The organism is Zavarzinia sp., from assembly GCF_049306435.1.
GTDB lineage: Bacteria > Pseudomonadota > Alphaproteobacteria > Zavarziniales > Zavarziniaceae > Zavarzinia.
In genome coordinates this window covers 13,925-27,346 of sequence record NZ_JBAQRT010000312.1, presented here as the reverse complement: position 1 = coordinate 27,346, position 13,422 = coordinate 13,925, and the positions used below count along the sequence as shown (strand labels likewise).

Sequence of the window (13,422 nt, the reverse complement as noted above, 5' to 3'; positions counted from 1 at the left end):
TGGGGTGTCGCCTAGGCTGACACGGTGCACCGGACCTTACGCCTCGCGCGCCTGCTGATCTTGCTTTTGCCCGGACTGTTGACCGGCTGCGGACTGTTTTCGGACGAGGATATCGTCTGGCAGCGGACCCGGCTCTATGTCCCCTGGACCGCCGCCCTCGACGGCAAGTCCCTTGAAGGCACGGTCGCCGAGCTTGCGGCGAAGGGGGGCGGCGGGACCGATCCCCTGGCCGGCCTGCTGCGCCCCGATGCCCGTCTGCCCGTCATCGTCTTCCTGCACGGCTGTTCGGGCGACCTCGCCGGCATTCCCGAGAAATTCATGAAGCGGGGTTTCATCGTCGCCGCGCCGCTGTCCTTCGCCCGGCCGGATCGCCCGGTCAGCTGCGGCGATATCGGTCCCGAAACGATCCGCTGGCGTCAGGAAGAGGCGCGCTGGACGATCGATCGCCTGTCCGGCCTGCCCTGGGTCGACGGCCATGGCATCGCCGTCGTCGGCGCTTCGGAAGGGGGGCTGGCCGTCGCCCGGTTCGCCGACGCGCCGGATGCGGTGGCCGCCCTGGTCATCCTGGGCTGGACCTGCACCGATCGCAACAATATCGATTTCGATGGTCTGCGGGTGCCGGCGGGCAAGCCGGTCTATGCCGCCATCGGCGATCTCGACCCCGCCGTGAGCAGCGGTCGCACCGGCGGCACCTGCCAGCGGGTTCTGGCCGGGCGGGCGGGTTCGCGCAGCGTCACCATCCGGGGTCTCGCCCACGAGGTGCCCGGCGACGATATCTTCGACGAGATCGCCGCTTTCATCGGCGACGCCCGCCGCGCGGTGCCCTGACCGCTGATTTTCCACCCTTTCCCGGCCGCGACAAAACTTCCGTCGCCAGCCCTTGCGCCTTGCGGCATCTGATATTAATAATGCGTCGCAAGATTATGGGCGGGCAAGGTCCCGGGTATGGAGGCATTGATGATCGGCAGGAATTGGGCTGCGGCGACGGCGGCCGGCGTGATCGCGCTTCACGGTGTTCCGGCTTTGGCCGGGGCGGACAAGGCGGCGGTGGTCAAGACCTATGCCGATATCGCCGAGGCCACCTTCGGTGACAGCCTGACCACGGCCAAGGCGCTGCAGGCGGCGATCGACAAGCTGGTGGCCGAGCCGTCCGAAGCCAATCTGGCCGCGGCGCGAAAGGCGTGGCTGGCTGCGCGCAACCCCTACCAGCAGTCGGAAGTCTATCGTTTCGGCAATGCCATCGTCGACGACTGGGAAGGCAAGGTGAATGCCTGGCCGCTGGATGAAGGCCTTATCGACTATGTCGCCGAAAGCTATGGCACCGAGTCGGACGAGAATCCCTTCTATGCCGCCAATGTCATCGCCAACAAGCAGCTGAAGGCGGGCGGCGAGACCATCGACGCCACGGTGATCAACACCGAGTTGCTGCAGAAGCTGCAGGAAGCGGGCGGCGTCGAATCCAATGTCGCCATCGGCTATCACGCCATCGAATTCCTGCTCTGGGGCCAGGACCTGAACGGGACCGGGCCGGGCGCCGGCAACCGGCCTTGGACCGACTATGCCAAGGGCGGTGCCTGCACCAACGGTCATTGCGACCGCCGTGCCGCCTATCTGACCTCGGCGACCGCCCTGCTGGTCGAGGATCTGTCGTGGATGGCCGAGCAGTGGAAGGTCGGCGGCGACGCCCGCAAGCAGCTCGACGAGAAGGGCCCGGACGGCGGCATCGTCACCATCCTGACCGGCCTCGGCAGCCTGTCCTACGGCGAGCTGGCGGGCGAGCGCACCAAGCTCGGCCTGATCCTGCACGATCCCGAGGAAGAGCATGACTGCTTCTCGGACAATACCCACAACTCGCATTACTATGACGTCGTCGGCATGGTGAATGTCTACAAGGGCAGCTACACCCGACTGGACGGCACCAAGGTGACGGGGCCGTCGCTGTCCGCGCTGGTGACCGAGGCGGATGCCGCCCTCGGCGCCGAGGTCGATGGCAAGCTGGCCGCGACCCTCGCCGCGGCGGGCGCGGTCAAGGCCCGGGCCGAGAAGACCGAGCATTACGACCAGATGATCGGCCCGGACAATCCCGAGGGTAACGCCACCATCCAGAAGCTGGTGGACGGCCTGACCGACCAGACCCGCTCCTTCGAGCGCATCATCACCGCGCTGAAGCTGCAGCCGGTCGAATTCGAGGGTTCGGACAGTCTCGACAATCCGTCCGCCGTCGCGAAGTAACGCCGGTCGAATTGAAGCATCCTTCGTTCGCGTATCGCTTTGTCACCGCCACCCTCGGGGTGGCGGTGCTGGCCGGGGCCGCGCTGGCCGGCATCGCCGGGCCGGAGCCCGGGGAGGACCGGCCAGGCGGCGCGGCGACCGCCCGTGTCGCCCGCGATGCGCGGGCCTTCACCCATCCATCGGCCAATCTCAGCCTCGAGCGGCGGATGGAGTTTCGCCTGGGCGACGCGATCTTCCGCAAGCTCTGGGCCTCTTCCCCATCGTCGACGACGGCTTCGGACGGGCTCGGCCCGCTCTACAACGCCCGCTCCTGCCAGAGCTGCCACCTGCGCGACGGCAGGGGCCATGTGCCGCTGCCGGGCGAGACGGCGGTATCGCTCTTCCTGCGTCTCAGCGTGCCGGCCCGCGATGCCGGGGACCAGGCCCGGCTGGACAGGGGCGAGGTCCCGGTCCTGCCCGAGCCGACCTATGGCACCCAATTGCAGAATGCGGCCGTCCATGGCCTCGACGGCGAGGGGCGCATGGTCCTGACCTATGCGGAGGAAACGGTGGATCTGTCCGGCGGCGAAACGGTCTCGCTGCGCCGGCCGACCTATGCCATCGCCGATCTCGCCTATGGCCCGATGGCGGCGGATGTGATGATCTCGCCCCGTATTGCGCCGCCGATGATCGGCCTCGGCCTGCTCGAAGCGATCCCCGAGGCGGATATCCTCGCCGGCGCCGACCCGGACGACGCGGATGGCGACGGCATCTCCGGCCGGCCCAATCTGTTGGGGGGGGAGCGGCGCCTCGGCCGTTTCGGCTGGAAGGCGGGTCAACCCGATGTCGCGGCGCAAAGCGCCCATGCCCTTGCCGGGGATATCGGTCTGTCCAGTCCGTCGCTGCCGCTTTCCCACGGTGATTGCACGGCGGCGCAAGCGCCGTGCCTGGCGGCCCCGGCCGGCGATGATCCCGTGGCCGGGGTCGAGGTCACGGCGCCGGTCTTCGACATGCTGGCCTTCTATGCCCGCCATCTGGCCGTGCCCACCCGCAGCCGGGCGGCGGAGGCGGATGTTCTCGCCGGCAAGGCGCGGTTCGGGGACGCGGGCTGTGCCGCCTGTCACCGCCCGTCCTTCGTCACGGCGGGTGATGCGGCCGATCCCGAGCTGGCCGGCCAGCGCATCTTTCCCTACACGGATCTTCTGCTGCACGACATGGGGCCGGATCTCGCCGACAATCGCCCGGAAGCCCGGGCGGGGGGCGGTGAATGGCGGACGCCGCCGCTCTGGGGCATCGGCTTGACGCAAGAGGTCTCCGGTCGTACCGAGTTCCTGCATGATGGCCGCGCCCGCAGCCTGACCGAGGCCATTCTCTGGCACGGCGGCGAAGCGGCGGCGGCCCGTGACCGCTTCGTCGCCATGACGCCGGAAGACCGGCGCCTGCTCATCGAATTCCTGCGTTCGCTGTAAGGAGGGCGCCCATGCGCCGTTGGTTCAGGATCGTCTCCGTCGCCGGGCTGATCGCCGGCCTGCCGGCCGCGGCGCTCGCGCAGGAGGATGACGAGGGGCCGGCGCTGTCGGCCGCCGATCAGACTGCGCTGTCGACGATGAACGCGTCGATCGTCGATCGCCATGTGACCCCGGCCTTCAAGGCCCAGGCCTCGGCCGCCGCCGTCTTCGCCGCCCATGCGGAATTGTTCTGCAAGGCGCCGGACGAGGCCGGCCTCGATTCCCTGCGCACTTTCTATGGCGCGCTGTCCGATGGCTGGCAGGGGGTACAGCACCTGCGCTTCGGTCCGACCGAGCTGTTCATGCGCTCGTCCCGCCTGATGTTCTGGCCCGATCCCCGCGATAGCGTCGGCCGCCAGCTGGCCGAGCTTCTGGCGAAGAAGGACCCGGCCCTGCTCGCCGCCGACAAGCTGCAGGGTCAGAGTGTTTCGGTCCAGGGCCTGCCGGCGCTGGAGCGCCTGCTGTTCGGCGACGATGCGAAGAAGCTTCTCGCGGGCGATGACGAGGCGGCCTTGCGCTGCGCCGCCATCATCGGCATCGCCGGCAACATCAGGACGATCGCCGATGGCGCCGCGGCCGACTGGTCCGGCGGCGGCGTCGCCTATGACAGGGCGATCAAGCACGCGGGGCCGGAGAACGAGCTGTATCGCACCCCCTCGGAAGCGACGGTCGAGCTGTTCAAGGCGCTCTATCTCGCGACCGAAGTGGTGGCCGACCGCAAGCTGGCCCGTGCCCTTGGCGACAAGCCGGAAGCGGCCCGGCCGCGCCTGCTCGAGCAATGGCGCAGCGGCCGCTCCTTGCGCAATATCCAGATCGATCTCGCCGCGGCCGCCGGCCTGTGGCACGCCGGCATGAGCGATCTCGTCCGCCAGCGCGACGCGGCGCTGGCCGCCGAGGTCGATGCCGCCCTCGACAAGGCGGTGCGGGACGCGGATGCGATCGTCGCCCCGCTCGATACCGCGATCGCCGATCCGGCCCGCCGTCCGGCGGTCGAGGCGGTGGTCGCGGACGCGATCGCGGCCAAGACCCTGATCGCCAACCGGCTGGCGCCCGCGCTCGGCATTCCCCTCGGCTTCAACGCCCTCGACGGGGATTGAAATGTCCTTGATCACACGGCGGGCGGCCGGCATCGGCCTCGCGGCGGCGGGCCTCCTCGCCGGCCTCGGACTTGCCGGGCGAAGGGCCAGGGCGGCATCCCCGCTCTGGTTCGGCACGCGGCTGGATGGCGGGCAGGCGGCCTATGCCACCGCGTTCGACGCGGACGGGCAGGCGGTGATCGACCTGCCACTGCCCGCGCGGGGGCACGGCATCGCCATCGCGCCGAACAAGCGCCTCGGCCTCGTCATGGGGCGCCGGCCCGGGCTCTATGCCCTCGCCGTCGATCTGCCATCGGGCAAGGTCATCGCCAATATCGCGCCGCCCGAGGGCCGGCACTTCTGCGGTCACGCGGTGTTTTCCGGCGACGGCCGCCTGCTGCTGGCGACCGAAACCGACTGGGAGGGGGAGCGGGGCCTGATCGGCGTCTATGACGCCGCGGCCGGTTTCGCCCGGATCGCCGAATGGGACAGTGGCGGTCTCGATCCCCATGACGTCCGGCTGCTGCCGGGCGGGACGCGGATCATCGTCGCCAATGGCGGCATCCTGACCCATCCGGACGCGCCGGGGGCGAAGCTGAACCTGGCGGAAATGGATTCGTCGCTCGCCATCATCGATCTCGGCACCGGCGCGATCGAGAAACAGATACGCCTGGCACCCGGCCTGTTCCAGCTCTCCCTCCGCCATCTGGTAATCGGGGCGGAGGGCAGCGTCGGCTTCGTCATGCAGTACGAGGGGCCCGCGACCGATGCGGTGCCGCTGGCCGGTCTTCTGCGGCCGGATGGCACGGTGGAACTGCTCGACATGCCGCGCGAGCGCCTGTCGGACCTGCGCCATTATTGCGGCAGCGCCTCGACCGATGCCTCGGGCGCGATCTTCGGCATGACCAGTCCGCGCGGCGGCCAGGCGGCGTTCTTCCGTTTCGCCGATGGCGCCTATCTGGGCAGCCGGCCCCTGTCCGATGTCTGCCCGATCGCGGCCGATCCCGCCGCCCCAGGCCGCTTCTACATGGCGGGCGGCCATGGCGGGATCGATCGGGTTACCCCGGGCGCGACCGAGGCCAGCCTTTCGACCCCGCTCGCCCGCGGCGCCCTGTGGGACAACCACATGGCGCTGGTCTGAGGATATTCCTCAGTCGGTGATGTGGTAGCCGCCGTCGACGAAGGCGATATTGCCGGTGACCCCGGTCGAGAAATCCGAGACGAGGCCGGTGGCGATCGCGCCGACTTCCGAGATATCCACGAGACGACGGGACGGGGCGCGTTCCCGCGCGGCATCGATCAGCGTATCGAAGTGATCGATGCCCGATGCCGCCCGCGTCTTCAGCGGCCCGGGCGACAGGGCGTTGACCCTTATGCCCTTCGGCCCCAGTTCGGCGGCGAGATAGCGCACGCTGGCCTCGAGCGCGGCCTTGACCGGCCCCATCACATTGTAATTGTCGATGACCCTCTCGCTGCCGTGATAGGAGACGGTCAGCAGGCAGCCGCCATCGGTCATCAGGGGTTCCGCCAGCCGCGCCATGCGGATGAAGGAATGGCAGGAAATATCCATCGCGAGGGAGAAGCCCTCGCGGGAGCTGTCGGTCACGCGGCCGTGCAGATCCTCCTTCGGGCAGAAGGCGATCGAATGCAGCAGGAAATCGAGCCGGCCCCAGCGCGCCCGGATCGCTTCGAAAGCCGCCGCCATTTCCGCGTCGCTCTGCACGTCCATGGGCAGCAGCAGCCCGGCGCCGACCTCCGCCGCCACCGGGGCGACATGGGGTTTCGCCTTTTCGTTCAGATAGGTGACGGCCAGTTCGGCCCCGGCGGCGCGAAACAGGCGGGCGCAGCCGGTGGCGATGGAGTCGCGATTGGCGATACCGGTCACGAGGCCGACCTTGCCGGAGAGGAGGCCGGCCAGTTTTTCAGGGCTGGAGGACATAGGACCCCGGGGCCTCCTCGATCGCGGTGTAACCAGCGGCTTCATCGCCCATGGCGGGCGGGGCGACGCGCGGCCTGCCGGCCTGCTTCGCTTCGATCCATTCGGCCCAGGCCGGCCACCACGACCCCTTGTGCTCGGACATGGTCCTGGCCCAGGCGTCCGGCTCGACATGGCATTCATTGGCGCCGTGATGGCTGATCTGATAGTGGCGGCGCGGGTTTTCAGGGCCAGCGACGATACCGGCGTTGTGGCCGCCCGAGGTGAGCAGGAAGGTCACATCCGTATCGGTCAGCTGGTGGATCTTGAACACGGATTTCCACGGCGCGACATGGTCGGTCGCCGTGCCGACGGCGAAGATCGGCGCGCGGATATCGGTCAGGGCGATCGCCCGGTCGCCCACCCGGAACTGGGCCCGCGCCAGCTGGTTCTCGAGGAACAGCTCGCGCAGATATTCCGAATGCATCCTGTAGGGCATGCGGGTCGCATCGGCGTTCCAGGCCATCAGATCGATCATTTCCTCGCGCTGGCCGAGGAGGTAGTCATGGATGATGCGCGACCAGATCAGGTCGTTGGAGCGCAGCAGCTGGAAGGCGCCCGCCATCTGGCCGGTGGCGAGATATCCCTTCTGCCACATCATGTCCTCGAGGAAGGTGACCTGGCTCTCGTTGATGAAGAGGCCGATTTCGCCGGGCTCGGTGAAATCGGTCTGGGCGGCGAACAGCGTGATGCTGGCCAGGCGATGGTCGCCGTCGCGGGCCATGGTGGCGGCGGCGATGGACAGAAGCGTGCCGCCCAGGCAATAGCCGGTGGCATGGATCTTCTCGCCCGGCACGATGGCGTTGATGGCATCGAGCGCGGCGGCGACGCCCAGATGGAGGTAATCCTCCATGCCGAGATCGCGGTCGCCGCTGTCCGGGTTCTTCCACGAGATCATGAAGACCGTGTGGCCCCGATCGGTCAGATATTTGACCAGGGAATTCACGGGCGACAGGTCGAGGATGTAATACTTCATGATCCAGGCCGGCACGAACAGGATCGGTTCGGCGAGAACCTCGGTGGTCGTCGGGGTATATTGGATCAGCTCGATCAACCGGTTGCGCAGGATGACCTTGCCCGGGCTGACCGCCAGATTGACGCCGACCTCGTAGTGATTGGTCGACTGCTTGTCATGGGCGAGGTTGCGGGCGGTATCGTCGATGAAATTCTGCAGGCCGCGCATGAGGTTGGCGCCGTGCTGCACGATGGTCTGTTCCAGCACGACGGGGTTGGTCGCGACGAAATTGGTCGGCGCCATCATGTCGAGCAGCTGCCGGGTGACGAAGGATACCACCTCGCTGTGCTGCCGGGTCTCGCCGCGCACGCCCGTCGTCGCCTCATGCCACCATTGTTCCGTGGTCAGGAAGCTCTGGGCCATCAGGTTGAAGGGAAAGCGTTCCCAGGCCGGATCCTCGAAGCGGTGATCGCCTTTGACCGTCTGGGCCGGGTGTGGCGCCGGAATTTCGGGCTCGAAGGCACTATGCGCGGCGAAGCGCATCAGGTTGCTGCCCGCCGTCACGGCCTTTTCGACCAGCTCCATCTGCTTGCCCGGCGAAGCCGCGAGATGCAGCAGCCAGTCGCTATAGGCGGCCATCAGGGCTGTCGGCGAGATTCCGCCGGTCAGACGGGCGATGGCCGATTTGGTGAGGCGGTCCAGTGTCGATGTCGTATTGTCGTTCATCGCTTGCTCCACGATCCAGTGGCGACAGTCTGACGCCATGGTGCACTGCATCATTGACCTGTATCATGGCTTTGGTATCGAGGCACTTTACATGTCAGTGATGCGCATGACGCACTGCACAGTGAACTTGAGTGGGGCCGTCCGATGAACAAGCTGACCAAAGCTGCGATCCTGCTGGTGGTTGTGGTGGCCCTGGCCATCGGCGGCTACTGGTACTGGCACAGCCGTCAGGCCGGCCGTCTGCCGCCCGGCATCGCCAGCGCCAATGGCAGGCTTGAGGCCGATCAGGTCGATATTTCGACCAAGATGGCGGGGCGGATCGTCGAGATCCTGGTCCGCGAGGGTGATTTCGTCGAGGCGGGGGCGGTCATCGCCCGCATGGACCGGGCGGAACTGGATGCCCAGCTGGCGGGCGCCAGGGCTCAGGTCGTGCAGGCCGAAAAGGCCGCCAACTCGGCCGCTGCCGACATCGACCAGGCCGCCAGCCAGCAGGCCCTGGCCCAGCAGGAATTCCAGCGCGCCGAGGTGTTGCAGCGCCGCGGCTATCAGTCGATCGAGGTGCTGGACCAGCGAAGGGCGCAGCTCGCCTCGGCCGGGGCCGCGCTCGAGGCGGCGAAGGCGAACGAACAGCAGGCGGTCGCGGCGATCGATACGGCGAAGGCGGCGGTCGATCGGCTGCAAACCCTGCTGGACGACACGATCCTGGTCGCGCCCCGCGCCGGCCGGGTGCAATACCGCCTGGCCGAGCCGGGCGAAGTGCTGGCCGCCGGCTCTCGCGTGGTCACATTGCTCGACGTCGGCCAGGTCTACATGACCGTGTTCCTGCCGGCGTCGCAGGTCGGCCGCCTCGCGGTCGGCGGGGAAGCCCGCCTCGTCCTCGATCCGGCGCCCGAACTGGTGATCCCGGCCACGGTTTCTTTCGTTTCGGCCGATGCCCAGTTCACGCCCAACGCGGTCGAGACCAAGGACGAGCGCGACAAGCTGATGTTCAAGGTCAAGCTGCGCATCGATGCCGATCTGCTGGTGAAGTATCAGACCCAGGTGAAGACCGGCGTGCGCGGCCTTGGCTATGTCCGCTATGACGATGCCGCCGTCTGGCCCGACGGGCTGGCGGTGAGGCTGCCGCGGTGACCGACAGCATCGCCGTCCTCGAAGGGGTCGGCCATCGCTACGGGGAGGTCGCGGCGCTCGATGCCGTCGACCTCGCTATTCCCGCCGGCTGCATGGCGGGGCTGATCGGGCCGGACGGCGTCGGCAAGTCGACCCTGCTGGCCCTCGTCGCCGGGGTGCGCAAGGGTCAGCAGGGCAAGGTGACCGTGCTGGGTGGCGACATGGCCGACCGGCGCCATCGTCAGGCCAGCCTGACCCGCGTCGCCTATATGCCGCAAGGTCTTGGCCGCAATCTCTACCCGACCCTGTCGATCTTCGAGAATCTGGATTTCTTCGCCCGGCTGTTCGGCCAGCGCCGCGCCGAGCGCGAGGCGCGAATCGCCGAACTGGTGGCGGCGACCGGGCTTACCCCCTTCGTCGACCGGCCGGCGGGCAAGCTCTCGGGCGGCATGAAGCAGAAGCTCTCGCTGTGCTGTGCCCTCATTCATGATCCCGACCTGCTGATCCTCGACGAGCCGACGACCGGCGTCGATCCCCTGTCGCGCCGGCAGTTTTGGGACCTGATCGATCGTATCCGCGCCCGCCGGCCGGGCATGAGCACCCTGGTCGCCACCGCCTACATGGAGGAGGCGGAACGCTTCGACTGGATCGCCGCCATGGACGACGGCAAGGTGCTGGCGACCGGCACGCCGGCCGAGATCCGCCAGAAAACCGGCACCGAGACCCTGGAGGCCGCCTTCATCAGCCTGCTGCCCGCCGACAAATCCGCGGCGGCCGGAGTCGTCGTGCCGCCCCGCCCGGCGGATGGCGGCGAGATCGCGATCGAGGCGACGGATCTGACCTGCCGCTTCGGCGATTTCACGGCGGTCGATCATGTCTCCTTCCGCATCGAGAGGGGCGAGATCTTCGGTTTCCTCGGCTCCAACGGTTGCGGCAAGACGACGACGATGAAGATGCTGACCGGCCTCCTGTCCCCGACGGAAGGCGAGGCGCGTCTGTTCGGCCAGGTGCTCGATGCCGACGACATGTCGACACGGCACCGGGTCGGCTACATGTCGCAATCCTTCTCGCTTTATGGCGAACTCACGGTGCTGCAGAACCTGGAACTGCACGCCCAGCTGTTCCATCTCGACCCCGGGAAGGCCCGGGCGCGCATCCGCGAGGTGCTGGGCGATTTCGATCTGGTCGAGGTCCGCCACAGCCTGCCGGACGACCTGCCGCTCGGCATCCGCCAGCGCCTGCAACTGGCCGCCGCCGTGCTGCATGGCCCCGACATGCTGATCCTCGACGAGCCGACCTCGGGCGTCGATCCCGTTGCCCGCGACCAGTTCTGGCGCTTCCTCGTCGATCTCGCCCGCGACAAGGGCGTCACCATCTTCATCTCGACCCATTTCATGAACGAGGCGGAGCGCTGCGACCGCATCTCGCTCATGCACGCGGGCAAGGTGCTGGCGGTTGGAACGCCGGCCGAACTCGCCGCGTCCAAGGGCTCGGCCCGGCTGGAAGATGCCTTCATCGCCTATCTCGAGGCGGTGGCGGATGCCCCCGACAACGCCGAGGCGCCGGCTGCCGCCGTCGCCGAAGCCGCCAGGCCGGCCTCGCGCCTGTTCTCGCCGCTGCGCTGGTTCGCCTATGCCCGGCGCGAGACGATGGAAATCCTGCGCGATCCGATCCGCCTGGCCTTCGCCTTCTTCGCGCCGGTCCTGCTGATGATCACCTTCGGCTACGGCATTTCCTTCGACGTCGAGGACCTGCCCTATGCCGTCGTGGATCAGGACCAGAGCCGGGAGAGCCGCGCCATTCTCGATGCCTTCGAGGGAGGCCATTCCTTCGAGTTGAAGGCCCGCCTGGCCGATCCCGCCGAAGCCGATGCCGGGCTGAAGGACGGCACGCTGAAATTCTATGTCGAGGTGCCGTCCGGCTTCGGCCGCGATCTGCTGGCCGGCCGCGCGCCTGAAATCGGCGTCTGGATCGACGGCGCCATGCCGTTCCGGGCGGAAACCACGCGCTCCTATGTCAAGGCGGCGATCGCCCAGCGCATGGCCGTCATTGCCGAGGAACAGGGGGGCGCCCTATCCGGCGATGCCTATACGGTGGTCAGCCGCTTCCGTTACAACCAGTCCTTCAAGAGCGCGCCCGCCATCGTGCCCGGTGTCGTCATGCTGATGCTGGTGCTGATCCCGGCGATGATGACGGCGGTCGGCGTGGTGCGCGAGAAGGAGACCGGATCGATTGCGAATTTCCGCTCGACTCCGGTCACGCGGCTCGAATTCCTCACCGGCAAGCAGGCGCCTTATGTCGTCATTTCCATCGGCAGTTTCCTGATGATGGTGCTGCTCGCGATCTTCGTCTTCGAGGTTCCGGTGAAGGGTTCGTTCATCGCCCTTTTCGCGGGGACCGTCGCCTATCTGCTGGCGACCACGGGCTTTGGCCTGCTGGTCTCGTCCTTCACCAAGTCGCAACTGGCGGCGATTTTCGCGACAGCGATCATCTCGATCATTCCCGCCGTGAATTTCTCGGGCCTGATGGTGCCGGTCTCCTCCCTGTCGGGTGGTGGGCGGTTGTTTGGTCTCGCGTTTCCGGCGGGCTGGTATCAGCAGATCAGTGTCGGCGCCTTCACAAAATCGCTCGGCTGGACCGATCTCTGGCTCAATCACCTGATGCTGGGGGCCTTTGGCATCATTTTCATCGTCGGGGCCATGCTGGCCCTGCCGAAACAGGAGCGCTGAGATGAAACAGCGCCTCGCCACCATCTATCGTCTCGGCATCAAGGAATTGCGCTCCCTGCGGGCCGATCCGGTCATGATGTTCCTCGTTTTCTACACGTTCACCATCGCCATCTACACGGTGGCGACCGGTGCCCGTTTCGATGTCCACGACGCCGCCGTCGCCATTGTCGACGAGGACCGCTCGGCCCTTTCGCGCGCCATGGCGGATGCCATCCGGCCGCCCCAGTTCAAGCCGCCGGTGGAAATCGGCGCCGAAGAGATCGACCGGGCCATGGACCAGGGACGCTTCGTCTTCGTGATCGATATTCCGCCCCGTTTCGAGGCCGATGTCCTCGCCGGGCGGAATCCCGGCGTACAGATCAACATCGATGCCACGGCGATGACCCAGGCCGGCAACGGTCTTGCCTATCTGAGGGGCGTGCTGTCCGACACGGTTGGCGACCGCCTGCGCCATGATGCGCCCGAGGCGGCGGGCGCGGTCGAACTGGTGACGCGGGCGCGCTTCAACCCGAACCTTGCGTCCGAATGGTTCACGCCCGTCATGCAGGTGATCAACAATATCACCATCCTGACCGTGATCCTGACGGGCGCCGCCTTTATCCGCGAGCGCGAGCACGGCACGATCGAGCATCTGCTGGTGATGCCGGTGCGGCCGATCGACATTCTTCTGTCCAAGGTCTGGGCCAATGGTCTCGTCATCGTCATCGCCGCCGCCCTGTCGCTGCTGATCGTCGTTCAGGGCCTGCTGGCGGTGCCGCTGGCGGGATCGGTCGGGCTCTTCATCGCGACCGCCGTGCTTTACGAATTCTCGATCGCGACCATGGGTATATTGATCGCGACCTTCACCACGTCGATGCCGCAGTTCGGCCTGCTCGCCCTGCCGATCCTGATCGTCATGAATCTTCTGTCGGGCAGCACGACGCCGATGGAAAGCATGCCGGAATGGCTGCAGATCGTGATGCAGATCTCGCCCTCGACCCATTTCGTCGCGGCCTCCCAGGGCATCCTCTATCGGGGGGCCGGGGTCTCGGTCATCTGGCCCAACCTGCTGGCGGTCGCGGGCATCGGCGGCCTGTTCTTCTACGTCGCCGCCACGCGCTTCCGCAAGACCCTGTCCGCCATGCGGGGCTGA

Annotated in this window: 10 protein-coding genes; 8 read left to right on the top strand and 2 right to left on the bottom strand. The window is 67.4% G+C overall.

Going from position 1 to position 13,422, the window contains the following annotated elements:
• The first annotated feature begins 66 nt into the window (after positions 1-66).
• The 5 genes from WAZ62_RS17385 (at position 67) to WAZ62_RS17365 (ending at position 5,936) form a co-directional block, all read left to right on the top strand.
• A complete protein-coding gene (locus WAZ62_RS17385; RefSeq protein ID WP_422644801.1) occupies positions 67-828 on the top strand; it encodes a dienelactone hydrolase family protein in 762 nt (253 codons plus the stop codon).
• Positions 829-957: 129 nt separating this feature from the next.
• A complete protein-coding gene (locus WAZ62_RS17380; protein ID WP_422644800.1) occupies positions 958-2,232 on the top strand; it encodes an imelysin family protein in 1,275 nt (424 codons plus the stop codon).
• An 11-nt stretch (positions 2,233-2,243) separates the two neighbouring features.
• On the top strand, positions 2,244-3,680 hold the full coding sequence (locus WAZ62_RS17375) for a di-heme oxidoredictase family protein (protein ID WP_422644799.1): 1,437 nt from the start codon (positions 2,244-2,246) through the stop codon (positions 3,678-3,680).
• Between the two features lie 11 nt (positions 3,681-3,691).
• On the top strand, positions 3,692-4,816 hold the full coding sequence (locus WAZ62_RS17370) for an imelysin family protein (protein ID WP_422644798.1): 1,125 nt from the start codon (positions 3,692-3,694) through the stop codon (positions 4,814-4,816).
• Position 4,817: 1 nt separating this feature from the next.
• On the top strand, positions 4,818-5,936 hold the full coding sequence (locus WAZ62_RS17365; RefSeq protein WP_422644797.1) for a DUF1513 domain-containing protein: 1,119 nt from the start codon (positions 4,818-4,820) through the stop codon (positions 5,934-5,936).
• A 9-nt stretch (positions 5,937-5,945) separates the two neighbouring features.
• On the opposite strand, the gene fabI is transcribed toward WAZ62_RS17365, so the two are convergent.
• Together fabI and WAZ62_RS17355 are read right to left on the bottom strand one after the other, a co-directional pair.
• Entirely contained in the window at positions 5,946-6,734 is a 789-nt protein-coding gene (fabI, locus tag WAZ62_RS17360) for an enoyl-ACP reductase FabI (RefSeq protein ID WP_422644796.1), read from the bottom strand.
• On the bottom strand, positions 6,718-8,490 hold the full coding sequence (locus WAZ62_RS17355; RefSeq protein ID WP_422644795.1) for a PHA/PHB synthase family protein: 1,773 nt from the start codon (positions 8,488-8,490) through the stop codon (positions 6,718-6,720). The genes fabI and WAZ62_RS17355 overlap by 17 nt, the downstream gene beginning before the upstream one ends.
• Positions 8,491-8,595: 105 nt before the next feature.
• On the opposite strand from WAZ62_RS17355, the gene WAZ62_RS17350 reads away from it, so the two are divergent.
• The 3 genes from WAZ62_RS17350 to WAZ62_RS17340 are packed head-to-tail and all read left to right on the top strand — an operon-like array spanning position 8,596 to position 13,422.
• Positions 8,596-9,582, top strand: a complete 987-nt coding sequence (locus tag WAZ62_RS17350) for an HlyD family secretion protein (RefSeq protein ID WP_422644794.1) — start codon at positions 8,596-8,598, stop codon at positions 9,580-9,582.
• On the top strand, positions 9,579-12,290 hold the full coding sequence (gene rbbA, locus WAZ62_RS17345; RefSeq protein ID WP_422644793.1) for a ribosome-associated ATPase/putative transporter RbbA: 2,712 nt from the start codon (positions 9,579-9,581) through the stop codon (positions 12,288-12,290). Before WAZ62_RS17350 ends, rbbA begins: the two co-directional genes overlap by 4 nt.
• 1 nt (position 12,291) lies before the next feature.
• Positions 12,292-13,422 carry an ABC transporter permease gene (locus tag WAZ62_RS17340; protein WP_422644792.1) on the top strand — a complete coding sequence of 377 codons (1,131 nt, stop codon included), beginning with the start codon at positions 12,292-12,294 and terminating at the stop codon, positions 13,420-13,422.

What these genes read in the sequence shown, in the direction of transcription:
- WAZ62_RS17380 (WP_422644800.1), top strand. Translation starts at nt 958, where the DNA reads ATGATCGGCAGGAATTGGGCTGCGGCGACGGCGGCCGGCGTGATCGCG.
- WAZ62_RS17370 (WP_422644798.1), top strand. Translation starts at nt 3,692, where the DNA reads ATGCGCCGTTGGTTCAGGATCGTCTCCGTCGCCGGGCTGATCGCCGGC.
- WAZ62_RS17365 (WP_422644797.1), top strand. Translation starts at nt 4,818, where the DNA reads ATGTCCTTGATCACACGGCGGGCGGCCGGCATCGGCCTCGCGGCGGCG.
- fabI (WP_422644796.1), bottom strand. Translation starts at nt 6,734, where the DNA reads ATGTCCTCCAGCCCTGAAAAACTGGCCGGCCTCCTCTCCGGCAAGGTC.
- WAZ62_RS17355 (WP_422644795.1), bottom strand. Translation starts at nt 8,490, where the DNA reads ATGGCGTCAGACTGTCGCCACTGGATCGTGGAGCAAGCGATGAACGAC.
- WAZ62_RS17350 (WP_422644794.1), top strand. Translation starts at nt 8,596, where the DNA reads ATGAACAAGCTGACCAAAGCTGCGATCCTGCTGGTGGTTGTGGTGGCC.
- WAZ62_RS17340 (WP_422644792.1), top strand. Translation starts at nt 12,292, where the DNA reads ATGAAACAGCGCCTCGCCACCATCTATCGTCTCGGCATCAAGGAATTG.